Origin of the sequence: Kosakonia sp. LAM2021, from assembly GCF_016620385.1 — a bacterium.
Lineage (GTDB): Bacteria > Pseudomonadota > Gammaproteobacteria > Enterobacterales > Enterobacteriaceae > Kosakonia > Kosakonia sacchari.
In genome coordinates this window covers 110,754-128,762 of sequence record NZ_JAENHT010000004.1, presented here as the reverse complement: position 1 = coordinate 128,762, position 18,009 = coordinate 110,754, and the positions used below count along the sequence as shown (strand labels likewise).

General features: G+C 55.6%; 11 protein-coding genes. 2 read left to right on the top strand and 9 right to left on the bottom strand.

The genetic code is table 11. From position 1 onward, the window contains the following. Window positions 1-33 precede the first annotated feature (33 nt). Entirely contained in the window at window positions 34-6,837 is a 6,804-nt protein-coding gene (locus JKP81_RS11345; protein WP_200551813.1) for an AIDA repeat-containing protein, read from the bottom strand. Between the two features lie 31 nt (window positions 6,838-6,868). After that, on the bottom strand, window positions 6,869-8,125 hold the full coding sequence (locus tag JKP81_RS11340) for an autotransporter strand-loop-strand O-heptosyltransferase (protein WP_200551812.1): 1,257 nt from the start codon (window positions 8,123-8,125) through the stop codon (window positions 6,869-6,871). Window positions 8,126-9,123: 998 nt separating this feature from the next. On the opposite strand from JKP81_RS11340, the gene pykF reads away from it, so the two are divergent. Both pykF and JKP81_RS11330 read left to right on the top strand, forming a co-directional pair. Further along, window positions 9,124-10,536, top strand: a complete 1,413-nt coding sequence (gene pykF, locus JKP81_RS11335; RefSeq protein WP_016496308.1) for a pyruvate kinase PykF — start codon at window positions 9,124-9,126, stop codon at window positions 10,534-10,536. A gap of 309 nt (window positions 10,537-10,845) precedes the next feature. Then, on the top strand, window positions 10,846-11,082 hold the full coding sequence (locus JKP81_RS11330; RefSeq protein ID WP_007374746.1) for a major outer membrane lipoprotein: 237 nt from the start codon (window positions 10,846-10,848) through the stop codon (window positions 11,080-11,082). Between the two features lie 70 nt (window positions 11,083-11,152). Here the strand turns inward: JKP81_RS11330 and JKP81_RS11325 are convergent, their stop codons facing one another. The 7 genes from JKP81_RS11325 to sufA all read right to left on the bottom strand — a co-directional run bounded on the left by JKP81_RS11325 (window position 11,153) and on the right by sufA (window position 17,782). Then, a complete protein-coding gene (locus JKP81_RS11325; protein ID WP_200551811.1) occupies window positions 11,153-12,169 on the bottom strand; it encodes a L,D-transpeptidase family protein in 1,017 nt (338 codons plus the stop codon). Window positions 12,170-12,271: 102 nt separating this feature from the next. Further along, the gene (gene sufE, locus JKP81_RS11320; protein ID WP_200551810.1) at window positions 12,272-12,688 is read right to left on the bottom strand and encodes a cysteine desulfuration protein SufE; all 417 of its coding nucleotides are present in this window, start codon (window positions 12,686-12,688) and stop codon (window positions 12,272-12,274) included. A gap of 14 nt (window positions 12,689-12,702) precedes the next feature. Further along, window positions 12,703-13,923, bottom strand: coding sequence for a cysteine desulfurase SufS (sufS, locus tag JKP81_RS11315; protein ID WP_200551809.1), 1,221 nt, complete (start codon window positions 13,921-13,923; stop codon window positions 12,703-12,705). Then, on the bottom strand, window positions 13,920-15,191 hold the full coding sequence (gene sufD / locus JKP81_RS11310) for a Fe-S cluster assembly protein SufD (RefSeq protein WP_200551808.1): 1,272 nt from the start codon (window positions 15,189-15,191) through the stop codon (window positions 13,920-13,922). The genes sufS and sufD overlap by 4 nt, the downstream gene beginning before the upstream one ends. After that, a complete protein-coding gene (gene sufC / locus JKP81_RS11305) occupies window positions 15,166-15,912 on the bottom strand; it encodes a Fe-S cluster assembly ATPase SufC (protein WP_017456578.1) in 747 nt (248 codons plus the stop codon). Before sufC ends, sufD begins: the two co-directional genes overlap by 26 nt. Window positions 15,913-15,929: 17 nt before the next feature. Further along, window positions 15,930-17,417, bottom strand: a complete 1,488-nt coding sequence (gene sufB, locus JKP81_RS11300; RefSeq protein ID WP_200551807.1) for a Fe-S cluster assembly protein SufB — start codon at window positions 17,415-17,417, stop codon at window positions 15,930-15,932. A gap of 8 nt (window positions 17,418-17,425) precedes the next feature. Further along, window positions 17,426-17,782 carry a Fe-S cluster assembly scaffold SufA gene (gene sufA / locus JKP81_RS11295; RefSeq protein WP_065368654.1) on the bottom strand — a complete coding sequence of 119 codons (357 nt, stop codon included), beginning with the start codon at window positions 17,780-17,782 and terminating at the stop codon, window positions 17,426-17,428. Between the last annotated feature and the right edge of the window lie 227 nt (window positions 17,783-18,009).

The following is an 18,009-nucleotide window of genomic DNA, read 5'->3' as shown; positions in this document are numbered from 1 at the left end:
TGCGGCACGGCTTTTCGAGTTACTTCCTGGCTATCAGAAGCCGACTTTCAGCGTGATTTGACCGCCGTAGCCGCCAGTTCCTGCGTCGTCGATGCTCCGGGTGTAACCCGCGCGCACCCCGAGGGTAACATTATCGCGGATCTGGCCGTCGATGCCGACATCCAGCGAGGCAGCGGTGCCGTCCTGATCCGGATTAAATGCGACCTCACTGCCTGCTACGCCAGGCGCGCTGACGTTCACTGAGCCCTTCGAGTCGAAGGTCTGGATGAAGGACGGACGCACCCACCAGCTTACCGGCACCGGTTTGCCTGTCTCTTTCAGCGTTGCGTTGTTGCCCAGACGCAGACCGGCACGCACCTGCTGGCTGTGACCGTCGCCGAACTGCACGTCTGCAACGTCATCATTGCCATCTTTCAGGTTCACGCCGCGATACTGGTACTGCACCTGCGGTTCCAGCACCAGGCCGCCGCCGATCTCAAACGGCAGACCGGTTTCGAAAGAACCCACATAGCCCCAGCCGTGAGTTTTCAGACCGTCGCCATCGCGCGGGTTGGTATCGAAGTTGTGGCGTGTTCCCTGGGCCACCACATCCATCCACCAGCCGCTCTCATGCACACCGTTGAGATAGAGGCCGCCGCTGTAGGCGTCATCACGTACCGTACCGGCTTTCGACTTGTCGTTGCGCTGCACGTCGACGGCAGAAAGCCCCGCCGCACCGTACACCCCAACAGTCCATTCCATCGTTGAAGCCGATCCCTGCCACAGATCGCTACCGATCTGCAGGAAGGTATAGCCGCCTTTACTGTCCGGTGTGTTGCCGTTACGCAGATCGTTGCTGCCGTGATCGTGGCTCAACTGACCGGCCTGGAAACGGGCCCACATGTTGCTACCGCTTTCGGCTGCGGTACGCGCCGCATAGCGACGGGCATCCAGCGAACCGAGCAGCGCACTGTCGTAGTCCATGGCCTGCGCATAGACAGAGCTATAAAGATACGTCGCCGAACGGTAGTTCTGCGGGCCGTTCTCGTTGCCACCGGCTTCAGCAGTCGTCAGATACCAGCTCTCGTCGGCGCTGCCCTGTTGCAGGGTGTAGTTATACGCCCCCGCCTGCAGGCTGCCGCTGAGACTGAAAGCATCATCGGTCGTGGTCGCGCCATTAATGGCATTCACCACCTGGATGCCGTTACCGGTGGTACGTGCACCCAGACCGCCCTGGCTGCGAATGGCGATCCGCGTATTACCGGTGGCGGTGCCGCCGTCCAGCACCAGGCTGTCGCTCACTGCGCTATTACCGTTAAACAGCGTGTTCAGGGTAATGGTGCCGCCATTGCCCACCAGGTTGGTGACGGTCAGGGTTTTCGGAACGAACGTCCCGGTCGGTGCCTGGTAATCGATCGAGCCGCCCAGCGTCAGGTTATTGAGCAGGGAGTCTGCGGTCATCAGCCAGCTTGAACCGGCATCGACGGTCAGGTCGGTCGGGTCGATCATCCCGGTCAGCGTAGTGCCGTTGGTCAACTGCAGCGAGGTGCCGCGCTGGGCGATGATGTCGGTCACAGCATCCAGCCCGCTGAACACCAGCGTACCGCTCTGCAGGTAAGTACCGCCCGCCTGATTAAGCGCACCGCTCAGGGTCAGCGTGTTATCACCTTCTTTATACAGCGTACCGCTACCGTTGATGGCCGCGTTAACAGTGTTGGCACTGGTATCAGTGGTAATACGCAGTTCGCCGCTGTTGTTAACATTGCCGGCAAGCGTAGCGCCGTCGTTGACTTTGGTTATCCCGGTCAGCATCCCGCCTTCGGCGACACTCAGCGTACCGTTCTCACTTACCACGGTGTTGTTGGCACTGCCGTCAGCGGCAACCGACAGCAGACCGCCGCCTTCCAGCAGCACGCTATCGGCAACTTTATTGGCAATGGAGAAGCTGCCAAGTGCGTTGGTGCCGTTGAGCGTGGTATCGGTGCCCGCCATCAATGCTGCGCCGCTATTGAGATTGATATTGGTGACCGTTGCGCCATCTTCCAGCGCCAGCACGCCGCCGCGCTCAATCGCCGTCAGATCCGCCGTGCCACCGGCGCGCACGAACTGGGCGCCGCCTTTGCTGACGGTCGTGGCAATCGCCGTGCCGCCAAAGGTGACACTCTGGGTACCGTTTTCGCTAACAGTGGACGAGGCGACGGTGCCGCCCTGATTGACCACCTGATCGCCAACCACTTTGTTGTCGATAACGATCGCGCCGTCATTGACGTTCTGGATCCCGCCCTCACGGATAATGGTGGAGATCACCGTCCCGCCACTATTCACGTTCTGGGTACCGCCATTGTTAATGGTGGTGCTGATGGCGGTACCGCCGTTCAGCACGTTCTGGATCCCACCGGCCTGGATGACAGCAAGTATTGATGAACCGCCGCTGAAGATATTCTGGATGCCGCGCTCGTAGATCGCCGTGCGAGTCGCGGTCCCGCCGCGGTAGACGTTCTGCACGGCATTCGCGGAAAGATCGGTATCAACGGCACTGCCGCGCACATTCTGCTGGCTGGAGTTGATCATCGACGTGTTCACCGCCGTTGCGCCCGCAGCGATGTTCTGCACGGCAAAATCATCCATCAGGTTGTTTTCTGCACGCCCACCGCTGTACAGGTTCTGGATGCTGTTGCGGTTACGGGTATCGGTCACTATCGCGCCGTCGTAAATCCCCTGAACCGCACCATCGCTCAGCACGGTAGAGGTGGCTGAACCCCCGCTATAGATGCGCTGTTCCGCCCGGGTGATCTCCGATCCGGTGGTGGTGCCAAAGACCTCCTGAATACCACCATCAATCACCACAGAGACTTCGGCATTGGCATTTTTGTTGACAACCTGACGCCCGCCGTTTTTCACGATGCTGACAATCGAGGTACCGTCAACCACCTGCAGGCCACCATCGACAAAGGTGAAGTCGGTTACGCCGCCGGAGGCAACATTTTGTCTGCCGCCGGTGGAGATGGTGCCACCGTAGGTGTAACCGCCCGCGTTAACGTTCTGCACGCCACCCTTTTCAACGAAAGTTTCGAAGGCCTGCCCGCCGCTGCCGATATTCTGCGTACCGCCCAGCAGGCGCGCGGCGAAAGATTTCGCGCCGTTATTGACGTGCTGCTCACCGCCGTTCATCACGGTAGAGATCGCCACAGCGGAGTTACTGAGGATCTGCGTCCCGCCAGCGTTAATGACGCTCTGGCGCGCCCAGCCATACGGGTCAACGATCTGCGCACCGCCGTTATTAATCACCGCGTCGAACGACTGTCCGTGTACGCGTTGTACGCCACCGCTGTTAATCAGCGTGCCGCTGGCCTGACCGCTCTTGGTCACCAGTTGTACCCCACCATCGCTGATGCTGGTGCCGGAAGCCGAGCCTTCTACCAGTTGGGTACCGCCGCCGAACACCGTGCCGTCGGACGCCGCACCGCCGGCTGAGATGTGCTGCACCCCGCCGTTTTTCACGATCGAACCGGCAGCGAGGCCGCCGTAGTTGACGATTTGCTGGCCACCGTCATTGATCACGGACGAGATAGCCGTACCGTCTACGCTCTGCACGCCGCCGCTGTTGATATGGGTGTCGGTGGTTTTACCGCTCCCTGCCACCAGTTGCGTACCGCCATCGTTCACGCTGGCACCGGAGGCGGTACCTTCCACCAGCTGTTTGCCGCCGCCGAAGATGGTGCCGTCCGACGCCGCGCCGCCGAGATTGATGTGCTGCAGGCCGCCGCTATTCACCGTGGTGCCTGCCGCCAGACCGCCCTTATTCACCAACTGGATGCCGCCGTTGCGCACCACTGCCGAGGTCGCGTTGCCATCAACGCTCTGCACACCGCCGCTGTTGATCAGGGTGCCGGTCGCTTTCCCGGTAGTCGTGACGATCTGATAGGCGCCATCGTTCAGGCTGGTACCGGACGCCGTGCCCGCTACCACCTGTTTACCGCCGCCGAAGATAGTGCCATCAGACGCCGCGCCGCCGAGGTTGATGTGCTGCAGACCGCCGCTGTGAACGGCGGTACCTGCCGCCAGGCCGCCGTTATTCACTAACTGGATGCCGCCATTGCGTACCACGGATGAGGTAGCGCTGCCGTCGACACTCTGCACGCCGCCGCTGTTAATTTGGGTGCCGGAGGTTTTGCCGCTGGCCTGCACGATCTGCAGACCACCATCGCTGATGCTGGTCCCGGATGCGGTCCCTGCCACCAGCTGTTTGCCGCCGCCGAAGATAGTGCCATCAGACGCTGCGCCACCAAGGTTGATGTGCTGCAGGCCACCGCTGTTGACGATAGAGCCCGCGGCCAGCCCACCGCTGTTCACCAACTGCACGCCGCCATTGTTCACCACGGCGGAGGTCGCCGAACCGTCAACACGCTGCAAACCGCCACTGTTGATAAGCGCTCCCGCAGCAATGCCGCCCACCTGGACGTGCTGAATGCCGCCGTCGCCGATAACCGTGTCGCCCGCCATACCCGCAACCTGCTGCGTTCCGCCCAGCAGCGTCGTTTTTGATGCCGCGCCGCCAGCACGGACAATCTGCACACCATCTTTATCGACGCGGGTGTCGTTCGCATGGCCGCCACTGCGGATCAGCTGTTTACCGCCGGTGTAGACGATCGTGCCATTAGCCGTGCCGTCAACATCCTGGAAACCGCCGTCATAGATTTTGCTGTCGATGGTTTTCCCGGTAACGTGAACTTGCTGCACACCGCCTGAGTCTACGCGGGTGTCTGATGCCGTGCCTTCAACAATCTGGGTACCGCCAAACAGCAGCGCATCCGAGGCAGCGCCGCCTTCATTGATATGCTGCAGACCACCGGAATTAACCAGCGAGCCCGCGGCAAGCGCGCCGGAATGGATCAATTGCACCCCGCTATCATTGACCACAGCGGAAATCGCCGTGCCGTCAACTGCCTGAGTACCGCCGCTGTTGATGATGGTGTCGATAGCTTTACCGGTGACCTGTACAAGCTGGTAAGCGCCATCATTGATGCTGGTGCCGGAGGCCGTACCGGCAACAACTTGCCGACCGCCGCCAAACACCGTGGTGTCGGACGCAGCGCCGCCTTCATTGATATGTTGCAGGCCGCCACTGTTAACGGTCGCGTTATCCGCCAGCCCCCCGCTGTTCACCAACTGGATGCCGCCGTCATAGATAACCGATGAGTTGGCTGTGCCATCCACGCGCTGCAGGCCGCCTTCATTAATCAGCGATCCGCTGGCGCTGCCACCGACCTGAACGTGCTGTACGCCGCCGGCACCGATAATGGTATCTGCCGCTACGCCCGCCAGTTGCTGAATACCGCCCAACAGCGTGGTGAAGGCGGTTGATCCACCTGAGAGCACACTCTGAATCCCGCCACTGTTGATCACCGCGCTGGTAGCGGCGCCACCACTGCGGACTTTCTGCAGGCCGCCGTCGTTCACTTCAGCGGAGAACGAAACGCCGTCCACATCCTGTTCACCGCCAGCGTTAACCACCGCATCACTGCTCATGCCGCTGGCGTGGATCTGCTGCAGACCGCCGTTATTAATGATGGTGCCGGAGGTGGTGCCTTCCACCAGTTGGGTGCCGCCGAGCAGAATGGCATCAGATGCCGCACCGCCTTCGCTGATATGCTGCAGACCGCCGGTGTTTACCACACCGCCTGTTGCCAGCCCGCCGCGATTAACCTGCTGCGTCCCTCCAGCATTGACGACAGAAGAGATAGCCTGGCCGTCTACGGTCTGCGTGCCGCGATTGTTGATGATGGTTCCGGTGGATTTGCCGGTTTTCTGCACCAGCTGCGCACCGCCATCGTTGACGCTGGTGCCGGATGCGGTTCCCGCCAGTACCTGAGTGCCGCCGCCAAACACCACGCCGTCGGAGGCCGCGCCGCCCTGATTGATATGTTGAACCCCACCGCTGTTCACGATAGTGCCCGCCGCCAGCGCGCCGCTATGCACCAGTTGGGTGCCGCCGCCGTTGACAACGGCGGAGATAGCTGTGCCGTCTACGGTCTGCGTGCCGCGGTTGTTGATGATGGTGCCGGTGGCTTTGCCGGTTTGCTGAACCAGTTGCGCGCCACCGTCGTTGAGATGCGCACCCGATACCGTACCGGCCACGACCTGATTGCCGCCGCCAAAGATGGCGGTGTCGGCAGCGGAACCGCCGACGTTAACGTGCTGGAGCCCCCCGCTGTTGACTGTCGCGTCCTGAGAGAATCCACCGCTGTTGATGAGCTGGATGCCGCCTGCGTTAATAACGCCCTGGACGGAACTGCCGTTAACGGCTTGCACGCCGCCAGTGTTAATAATCGTCTGGCTTGCCACCCCGCTTTCCTGCACAGTCTGCACACCGCCAGCACCGACAATGGTGCTATTAGCCTTACCGGCGACTGCCTGCGTGCCGCCACTGTTAAGCTGCGTGCCTGTTGCCGTCCCGTCGACTTCAACAATCTGTGCCCCGCCAGTGACAACGGTTCCGGTCGTCTGGCCGTTCTGCCGCACAATCTGCGAACCACCGTCCTGAACGCGGGTATCCACGGTCTGCCCGCCCACCACTATCTGCGTACCACGGGTGCTGATGGTATGGTTGGTAGTTAAGCCGCCGGGACGTACGTTCTGTACGCCTTCCTGCACCACCTCATCCTGCGTCGAACCAGTGACATCAGGGGTGAACGCCATCGCCCCGCTGCTTGCGAACAGGCCCCCCACCGCCGCTGAGATCAATACCGCGCCGCCTGCGCGCTTGCCTTTCGCTCGGGTCAGTTCTGAAACCACCACAAACGCCCGCTGAACGTCATTCCACACCAGCCGGTAACTGCAGTTAAGACTTTTTTTCATTTCTATGTCCTCGAAACCCGTCTCTCATCCGTCAGGCGGCGTGTTGATCGGGGTCTGCCAATGCTGTTGTTTTGATGCCAAAGGGATTGCTTCGCAGGGCAATCAGCCGACGAAGATGACCGATGACCTGCTTGCCAGTGATAAAACGTGTGCATTCGTACTGCCGGTCCGTGCCTTTGTGGCGCGGACACCAGAAATAGTCCTGATGATCAAAATTGAATCGCACGTCATCCCAGCAGCCGTTGCAGACATGGGTGTTGATGACGCGCCAGGGGGTATGAAATTCGCTGTTCGGCAGGCTAAATCCGCTGATCAGCACCACCGGAATGCGGCAGCCCCAGGCAAGCCAGGAGAGACCGCTGCCGAGACCGATAAAAAATTCGGCGTGTTCCAGCAACGCCACGCGTTCAGCGAGGGGCAGGTTGCCGGTGAAATCTTCCGCGCCGTGGGGGATTTTGTTCCAGATGTAACCGCGGCCTACCACGCGCTCTTTGTCGATACACAGCACGCGGTAGCCCTGCTCTTTCAGATGGTCGATAACTTCATGCCAGCCGTTGCCGTTGTTCCAGAACTTGGCCTGGCTGGTGGACTGGGTGGCGATGCAGACGTAGGGTTCAGCGATACGACGCGCGCTGTGCTGGCGCAGATCCGGAACGATTTCCGTGGGTTCGACGCCAAGAATATGTCCGGCGGTGCGGTGCAGACCCACGGCGCGAAAATCAAATGGTTGCTTGTCGAGATCGCCGTGAAAAAACAACCCGACGCGCCAGCTGGCGTAGGGCGGCTCGCTCACGCCCGGTCCGGCTTGCCACTCCTCGGGGGTAGCGCAATTAAGCTGCGGATAGGCCGGCTTGAAGAGATCGACGATCGGCTGTGCCATGGTGCAATAAACGTTGCACTGATTCGTCTGCCGAAAGCGTTCGGCGTAAGGTACCCAGCCAATGAGGTCGCCCAGCGTACCGCCGGGAAATGAAACCAGTACCGTTTTCCCGCGCATATCCAGAACGTGGTCCAGCACCGACTCCGACTGGACGCCGTCCCAGACCCGTAGGCGAAACGGCACATAATATTTTTTTGTGCTGATCACCCAGCCCTGCGCGACATCGTCGGCAAACAGGATATTTCCCGTTTCATCATCGCTTATTTCTACCCGCCAGTTACCGGCCGGCAGCAATAACCGGGCACCGTCATTAAAATCATACAGGATGCCCATCGGTCCCTGCTGAGTAGGAATTTCTGGCGGAGGAATAAAAGCATAGCCCTGCCCAACAACAGCGGAAGTTGTCATCACCCAACCTTCATCATGAGTAAACGCATTAAATAGGGCTGGCAGTAAATAATAAGCAGGCACCAGCCGACCTCCGGAGTTAATTATCCGGAACGAAATTTTTTATAAATTTTTCGGGTCTCATCAAGAGTCGATTAAGAGTAGTAACAAGGCGTTTTATTGCAAATTCTTTCTAAAAGTTAAAGGCCATAAGTATCAACTATTTAGTTTTCTACCACTTTCGCAATTCCTTCTGCTTTTTAATAAAAAACAATCATTTAAACATCAACAAAAGCAAGAATTTTAAGATTATCCTTAAAACAAATTTCATGCAAAAACGTGATGTTAATTCAGAAATATAAAATATATTTCCGCCCTTTTACGCAGTCCCCATCGGATATATCCGCCTCGCTTATGCAGAAGGGATAAGTAAAAACACGCAGCCTCGACAATTATTTAAAAAGCAAACTGGAGCACACTTTTTATTAAATTAATATCCACTATCCCTTGCGAACAAAAATAAACAGAACAATCTTATTGTTTATTTTGCAATCTCAGGAGGCGAGAAAGTAAATAAGCAGAGCCGTAGAAGAGAAATAACGCGGCGTGAGAGTGGATCAAACTGATGCCATTACGATGGTCAAGCCGCGGGCTGCCTCGACTACGCAACGGTTGCGCAATTATGTGATAACGGTTACACAACAAATCGATAAGGACGATAAATTCGCATTTTGAAACAGCGTTTTTAATTCCTTTCTGTCGATGTCGACGCTATAATGCCGCCATCCTAATTTGAATGGATTCAGCTGATTGAACTGTAAAACAAATTACTCACATCAACTTTTCCCCGATCTGGCTGAATCTCAGGCACACATTCTTCTGCACGCTTTTTTGATGTCACCTATCCTTAGACTGTGGCATCGCTCTTTTCGCAACACAGGTTTGACTCCGGAGCCGTGCGCTAACCGGAGCGTAAATTCCCAATCCTTCTCAACTCAAACTTAAAGACCAGAACTGTCATGAAAAAGACCAAAATTGTTTGCACCATCGGTCCGAAAACCGAATCCGAAGAGATGCTGGCGAAAATGCTGGACGCTGGCATGAACGTCATGCGTTTAAACTTCTCTCACGGTGACTATGCTGAGCACGGCCAGCGCATCAAAAACCTGCGCAACGTGATGAGCAAAACCGGTAAAAAAGCGGCAATTCTGCTGGACACCAAAGGTCCGGAAATCCGCACCATCAAACTGGAAGGTGGCAACGACGTCTCCCTGAAAGCAGGTCAGACATTCACCTTCACCACTGACAAATCTGTTGTCGGCAACGCGGATACTGTTGCCGTGACGTACGAAGGTTTCACCAACGATCTGAGCGTTGGTAACACCGTACTGGTAGACGATGGTCTGATCGGTATGGAAGTGACCGAAATCGTTGGCAATAAAGTTATCTGTAAAGTGCTGAACAACGGTGACCTCGGTGAAAACAAAGGCGTAAACCTGCCTGGCGTTTCCATCGCCCTGCCGGCGCTGGCTGAAAAAGATAAGCAAGACCTGATTTTCGGTTGCGAACAAGGCGTCGACTTTGTTGCTGCCTCCTTCATCCGTAAACGTTCTGACGTGGTTGAAATTCGTGAGCACCTGAAAGCGCACGGCGGCGAGAACATTCAGATCATCTCCAAAATTGAAAACCAGGAAGGCCTGAACAACTTCGACGAAATCCTCGAAGCCTCCGACGGCATCATGGTTGCGCGCGGTGACCTGGGCGTTGAAATCCCGGTTGAAGAAGTGATCTTCGCGCAGAAGATGATGATTGAAAAATGTATCCGCGCGCGCAAAGTCGTTATCACTGCGACCCAGATGCTGGATTCAATGATTAAAAACCCGCGTCCGACCCGCGCTGAAGCTGGCGACGTGGCGAACGCCATTCTCGACGGCACCGACGCAGTGATGCTGTCTGGCGAATCCGCTAAAGGGAAGTACCCGCTGGAAGCGGTGACCATTATGGCCACCATTTGCGAGCGCACCGATCGCGTGATGACCAGCCGTCTGGATTTCAACAACGACAGCCGGAAACTGCGCATCACGGAAGCGGTTTGCCGCGGCGCTGTTGAAACCGCTGAAAAACTAGAAGCTCCGCTGATTGTTGTTGCGACTCAGGGCGGCAAATCTGCTCGCGCTGTGCGTAAATACTTCCCGGATGCCACTATTCTGGCGCTGACCACCAACGAAGTGACCGCGCGTCAGCTGGTGCTGAGCAAAGGCGTTATCCCGCAGTTGGTGAAAGAGATCTCTTCTACAGATGATTTCTACCGTCTGGGTAAAGAAGTGGCGCTGGAAAGCGGCCTGGCAAGCAAAGGCGACGTGGTTGTTATGGTTTCCGGCGCGCTGGTTCCGAGTGGCACCACAAACACCGCTTCCGTCCACGTTCTGTAATAATAACCGGACAATTCGGACTGATTAAAAAAGCGCCCTTGTGGCGCTTTTTTTATATTCCCGCCTCCATTTAAAATAAAAAATCCAATCGGATTTCACTATTTAAACTGGCCATTATCTAAGATGAATCCGATGGAAGCTCGCTGTTTTAATACGCGTTTTTTAACCTTTTATTGAAAGTCGGTGCTTCTTTGAGCGAACGATCAAATTTAAGTGGATTCCCATCAAAAAAATATTCTCAACCTAAAAAACTTTGTGTAATACTTGTAACGCTACATGGAGATTAACTCAATCTAGAGGGTATTAATAATGAATCGTACTAAACTGGTACTGGGCGCGGTAATCCTGGGTTCTACTCTGCTGGCTGGTTGCTCCAGCAATGCTAAAATCGATCAGCTGTCTTCTGACGTTCAGACTCTGAATGCTAAAGTTGACCAGCTGAGCAACGACGTGAACGCAATCCGTTCCGACGTTCAGGCTGCTAAAGATGACGCAGCTCGCGCTAACCAGCGTCTGGACAACCAGGCTCACTCTTACCGTAAGTAAGAGTTCCTGTAATGAAATGGCGCACTCGGTGCGCCATTTTTTTTGCCTGTAATTTGCCCTTCCTTTTCGTCTACTGCGTTACCGCCTTCTGTTGGGCTTCTGCATCCACCGTCGTTTCTTTAGCGCCGTTCTGCACGGACAACACGCTTTCCGGCGATGCTGCTGCCGCTGTCTTAACCGGAATCGCTATCGGGTAACCTGCCCGACGATTCAGTGCCTGCGTAATCATGCCGCTATCACCGCCGGCATTGTGAATAAAAGCCTCCAGCGCGGGAGAGAAGTTAATCGGCACCGTCTGCGTATTTTCTTCAACTTTTTGTGCCAGCGGACGATGCACTTCAATAAAATGTCGACCGTCAGGCTCTACGGCGTATTTCACCGGTTCGTTGATAATCGTCACGCGCGTACCAGCCGCAACCTGAGTAAACAGCGCCTGGATATCCGGTGCATTCATGCGAATACAGCCTGAACTTACCCGCAACCCAACGCTGTCCTGTGCATTTGTTCCGTGAATAAGATATTCACCGTTGCCAATGCCCAGACGCAGCGCAAAGCGTCCTAACGGGTTATTTGGGCCGGCGGGTATCACCGGCGGTAATTCAATGCCGTTTGCTAGTGAACGCGCGCGAATGCCCACTGTCGGTGTCCAGGTTGGGTTCGGGATCTTCTGGCTGACTCGCGTCACGGAAACCGGCGTTTCCAGCCCCTGTTGCCCAATACCAATCGGGTAAACCTGGACACTGTTTTTTCCCGGCGGGAAATAATACAGGCGCAGCTCAGCCAGATTAACCACGATCCCTTCGCGCGGTGTATCGGGCAAAATCATTTGTGAAGGGATGGTGACGATCGTACCCGGCCGAGGTACGGGTGCAATCGTATTATTGGCTTCAAGGATCAACATTGCTGCTGTGTCGAAATGGCGGGCGATCGCCTGCAGGTTTTTATCCCCCGCCTGCACGGTGTAAGTCTGGTTTTGCCCAATGACCCGGCTACCATCGGCAGGCAGGGGATATTCTGCCGCACGAGCCACCTGGAGTGCGCTTAAAGCGCCGAAAAGACATAAGGAGAGCAAAGACGCGCGTTTCATACGGGAGTTCCTGTATCCACTGACAAGGTGTCAGAAAGCTGAAGATCCAGCGAGGCGCCTAACGCCTCGCGTCGTAACAGGATGAAATATGGTCTTTTAAGTTTAGCTAATGTTGGCGGCTTTGTTGCGAATCGCGCGAATCATTGCCTCAAGCCCCTGCGAGCGAGAAGGCGTCAAATGTTGTGTGAGGGACATCTTTTCAAACCACGGGCGCACATCAAACGCCACAATATCTTGCGCGGTCATCTGCTGGTAAAGCACAAAGACGATGGCAATAAGCCCTTTGACAATCGCGGCGTCGCTGTCGCCAGCCAGTTCCATCAAGCCCGCTTCATTGCGATGCATGACAATCCAGACCTGGCTCTGACAGCCCTGAATAATGTTCTCAGGATTGTGCGCTTCGGCACTTAATTCCGGTAGACGCTGCCCCAGCTCAATAATATAGAGGTACTTCTCTTCCCAGTTGGCACAGCGGCTAAAATTGCGCAGCAGTTTCTCTTTGTCGGGTAATGCGGCCATTTTTGCCTCTCAAGTTATCCCAGCAACTGATGAATGCGTTTCAGGCCAGCCACCAGACGATCCACCTCTTCTTCCGTATTGTACATAACCAGCGACGCACGACACATGGCGGGCACATTGTAAAACGCCATCAGCGGCATCGCGCAATGGTGTCCGGTGCGCACCGCAACACCGTAATTGTCGAGGAAACTGCCGACATCATAAGCATGATGTTTCCCAAGATTAAACGCGATGACGCCTTTGCGCTGCGCCGGGCCATAAAGCGTCAGATCCGGCACGTCCGCCAGCGCGTTGAGTGCGTAATGCATCAGCGTCTGCTCGTATTCACCAATCGCCTCCAGCCCCAGCTTGCGCACATATTCAATTGCCGCGCCAAGACCGATAATGCCACCTGTATTGGGCGTGCCGGCCTCAAAACACCACGGCGCTTTTGCATAGGTTGTGCCTTCAGTCAGGCTAACGGTGGCGATCATCGAACCGCCCCCTTCCCACGGTGGCATATTCTGCAAAATGTCCTCTTTGGCATACAGCACGCCGATGCCGGTAGGTCCATACAGCTTATGACCGGAGAAAACATAGAAATCGCAGTCCAGCGCCTGTACATCCACCGGGTGATGCATAACCGCCTGCGCGCCATCCACCAGCACTTTCGCGCCATGCTGATGCGCCAGCGTAATAATTTCCGCCACCGGGTTTTCGGTTCCCAGTACGTTCGACACCTGCGTGATCGCCAGCAGCCGCGAGCGTTCATCCAGTAGCGTTGGCAACACGTCCAGTTGCAGCGTGCCATCCTGGTTAAGCGGGATCACGCGCAACTCAGCCCCCACGCGCTCGCACAGCATCTGCCACGGAACGATATTGGCATGGTGTTCCATCGCGCTAATGATAATGTTGTCGCCCGCGCGCACCTGGCTGTTCCCCCAGCTATTCGCCACCAGGTTAATTCCCTCGGTTGTGCCGCGCACAAACACCAGCTCTTCCGGCAAACGTGCGTTAAGAAACGCCGCCGCCTGCACTCGCACATTTTCCATCCGCTGGGTGGCTTCCGCGCTCAGCGTATGAATGCCGCGGTGTACCGCCGCATAACCGTGGCGGAAAAATTCAGCTTCGGCATCAATCACCTGGTTCGGCTTTTGCGCACTGGCCGCGCTGTCGAGATAGGCCAAAGGTAGTCCGTTCACTTCACGCTGCAGCACCGGAAAATCGGCGCGAACGGCGTTCACGGGAAAACTCATACTCTGCCCCCTGCCAGGCGCTGGCTGATACGCGCCAGAACCTGTCGTTTCAATGCTTCGTCGCTAATGGCTTCAGTCAGTTCAGCTGCGAAGGCATGGATTATCATCTGTTGCGCCGCCTGTTGATTGATCCCGCGCGAGCGCAAATAAAACATCTGTTCATCATCAATGCGGCCAACCGTCGCACCGTGGCTGCATTTCACATCATCGGCATAAATTTCCAGTTGCGGCTTGGTGTCCACCTCCGCCAGACGCCCGAGCAACAGATTATTGTTGGTCATCTGCCCGTCGGTTTTGATGGCATGTTGCGCAACTTTGATCAGGCCATTAAACACCGCGCGGCCTTTATCGCTGACGATGGTTTTATGCAACTGGCGGCTGTTGCAATATCCCTGATTATGCTCAAGCCAGGTGCGGGTATCACACACTTCCGATTTCACCGGCATCGCCAGGCTGTTGATGCGCAACTGCGTGTTTTCACCATTAAGTTGCGTGCTGGTGTTATGGCGCAACACCGCGCCGCCGAGCAGGAAACTATGGCTATCTGACGCCGCATCTGCCGCAAGCAAGATGTCATTATGCGCAAAGTGGTAGCTTTGCGGGTTTTCAAACGCCAGTTTGACATGATGCAGGTGCGCATTCGCCGCCACATTCATCGTCAGGCGTGACCCCGTAAAGTGGCGGGCGTCGTTCAGGCTGACGTAATGTTCGTACACTGTCGCTTCCGCGCCCTCGTCAAGCTCAAGATGGTGGCGGTAATGGGCAGTATTCATCTCGTCGCCCGCCAGCCCTTGAGTAATGTGCATAAGCAGCAACGGCTTAGCGGGACGCTGATTACGCGCCACCTGAATCCAGGTCACACTCTGCGCCAGGCTTTCTGTCAGATGCAGGAACACTTCCGGCTGCACTGGCGCAGGCAAATCCTCCCGCACATCAGCAATGCTGATCTCAAAACCGGAACCGGCAGTGTCGTCGCTCAGCGCCGCGTTAAACTGACCATCGACAAACACCAGCCGCACGGCATCCACCGGCAATGCCAGCGCATCGCGCTGTGCGGCACCGATCGTGCCTGTGGTGCTAACAAACTGGCTGTTCAGCAAGCCTTCCAGCGGCGTGTATTTCCAGTTTTCATGTTTGCGTGTCGGCAACCCTAAACGCAGCATTTGCTGCAGATGCTGCTGCGCCGATTCAGAACGCGCGCCGCCCTGGGTTTCAAACAGATGATGCCACTGTTGCAGCGCGTTACTGCTGTTCGGTAAGCCAGCCATAGCCCTGCTCCTCCAGTTGCTTAACCAGCGTGAAATCACCGGATTTCACGATGCGCCCCTGATACAACACATGAACGAAATCCGGTTTGATGTAATCCAGGATCCGCTGATAGTGCGTGACAATGATAAATGCGCGTTTTTCATCACGCAGCGCATTCACCCCTTCAGCAACAATTTTTAGCGCATCAATATCAAGACCGGAGTCCGTTTCATCCAGGATGCACAGTTCAGGTTCCAGCACCGCCATTTGCAGAATGTCGTTACGTTTTTTCTCACCGCCGGAGAAACCGACATTGACCGAACGGGTGAGCAGGTCTTCGGGCATTTTCAGCAGCTTGATTTTGTCTTCCATCAGATCCTGGAAGTCAAACCGGTCCAGCGCCTCTTCGCCGCGATATTCACGCACCGCATTAAGCGCCGTTTGCAGGAAAAACTGATTACTGACGCCGGGGATCTCCACCGGATACTGGAACGCCATAAATACGCCTTCACCGGCACGGTCTTCCGGCGAAAGCTCCAGCAAATCTTTGCCTTTAAACTCGACGCTGCCGCCCACCACTTCGTAATCCTCTCGACCAGCCAGCGTCGCAGAAAGCGTACTTTTCCCGGAGCCGTTCGGCCCCATAATCGCGTGGACTTCACCGGGGCGCACCTCCAGGCTCAGACCACGCAGGATCTCTTTATCTTCAACGCTTACCTGCAAGTCTTTAATACTTAACATTTCTTATCCTTTAATCCTTAACCGACGCTGTGTTCAAGGCTGATAGCCAGCAGTTTTTGCGCTTCAACGGCAAACTCCAGCGGCAGTTCAGAGAAAACGTCTTTACAGAAACCGTTGACGATCATGGAAATGGCATCGTCTTCACTGATCCCGCGTTGCAGGCAATAGAAAAGCTGGTCTTCACCGATACGTGATGTCGTGGCTTCATGCTCAAGCTGCGCGCTGTTGTTACGGCACTCGACATACGGGAAAGTATGCGCCCCGCAATCCGGGCCAATCAGCATCGAATCGCACTGGGTGAAATTACGGGCATTAGTCGCCGTCGGCATGATTTTCACCAGCCCGCGATAGCTGTTCTGGCTATGCCCGGCGGAGATCCCTTTCGAAATAATCGTCGATTTGGTGTTCTTACCGATATGGATCATCTTGGTGCCGGTATCCGCCTGCTGATGCCCGCTGGTCAGCGCAACAGAGAAGAACTCACCGATGGAGTTATCGCCACGCAGAATACAGCTCGGGTATTTCCAGGTGATGGCGGAGCCCGTCTCAGACTGCGTCCACGACATTTTGCTGTTCTCGCCTTCGCACAGCGCACGCTTGGTCACGAAGTTGAGGATCCCGCCGGTGTTGTTATCCCCCGGGAACCAGTTCTGCACCGTGGAGTATTTCACTTCCGCATCTTTATGGATGATCACTTCCACCACTGCCGCGTGCAGTTGATAGCTGTCGCGTACTGGTGCGGAACACCCTTCGATATAGCTGACGTAACTCCCTTCATCCGCCACCAGAATGGTGCGCTCGAACTGGCCGGTTTTTTCCGCATTAATGCGGAAATAGGTCGACAGTTCCATCGGGCAACGCACGCCTTTCGGGATGTAGATAAAAGTGCCATCTGAGGCAACAGCAGCGTTAAGCGCGGCGAAAAAGTTGTCGTTAGAAGGCACCACCGTTCCGAGGTATTTTTTTACCAGTTCCGGATGATCATGTATCGCCTCACCGAACGAGCAGAAGATGATCCCCTGCTCTGATAATTTTTCCCGGTACGTCGTTGCCACGGAGACGGAGTCAAAAATAGCGTCGACCGCCACTTCTTTACCTTCACGCACCGGGACGCCAAGCTGGTTAAAGGCCTCTTCAACCTCTTCCGTTAGCCAGGCATTTGCGCCGGTCTGTTGCACCGCGCCAGGCTGCGAGGCGCACGTATCATCGCAATTGCCACAGGAAGGTGCGGAGTAATAACTGTAATCCTGATAATCCAGTTTTTCGTAATGGGCTTTCAGCCAGTGCGGTTCTTCCATCTCCAGCCACGCCCGGAAAGCGTTCAGGCGAAACTCGAGCATCCATTCAGGCTCGTTGCGCTTCGCTGAAATGGCCCGCACGACCTCTTCATTGATCCCTTTTGCCAGCTCGTCAGTGTTCAGCCGGGTAAAAAAGCCCTCTTTATAATTGAGGTTGCCACCGGTCCAGATTTTGACATCGTCAGTTGCTTCAGTATTACGAGACATAGTACCGCCTATACCCCGAAACTTTCGCCACAGCCGCATTCGTGCTGGGCTTTCGGGTTATGAAATTTGAAGATCTGATTTAAACCTTCACGCACGTAATCCACTTCGGTGCCGTCAATAAACGGCATTGCTTGCAGCGGTACGTAAAGGCGCGCGCCATCAGATTCGTAAAGCAAATCGTCTTCGCTCGGCTCCGTCACGGTATCGAGTACATAGCCAAAACCTGCGCAACCCGTCTGCTTGATACCAAGCCGTACACCGAGCACACCGGCCTGCTTACTGGCCAGCGCACGAATATGTTCTGCGGCAGCGGGTGTCATGGTTAGCCCCCGCCACGTAAAATCTTGCGGATTAAATGATTCCATCGTTTACCTCACATCAGCAGATCAAAGGCTCATAATGCTATGTTAGTGATAATGATTATCACTTCAACCTCTTTTCCGAAGGGTTATTAGCTACAAGCCCCTTTTTTCAGCACATGTTATAAGCATAGACTCTGTGCAAAGGCTTTACAGGTAAGTGAAAATTTGTTTAATAAATTGATAAATAATGACTTTAGAGGGCGTAGCGGCGACCAGACGGTGAAAAAAGA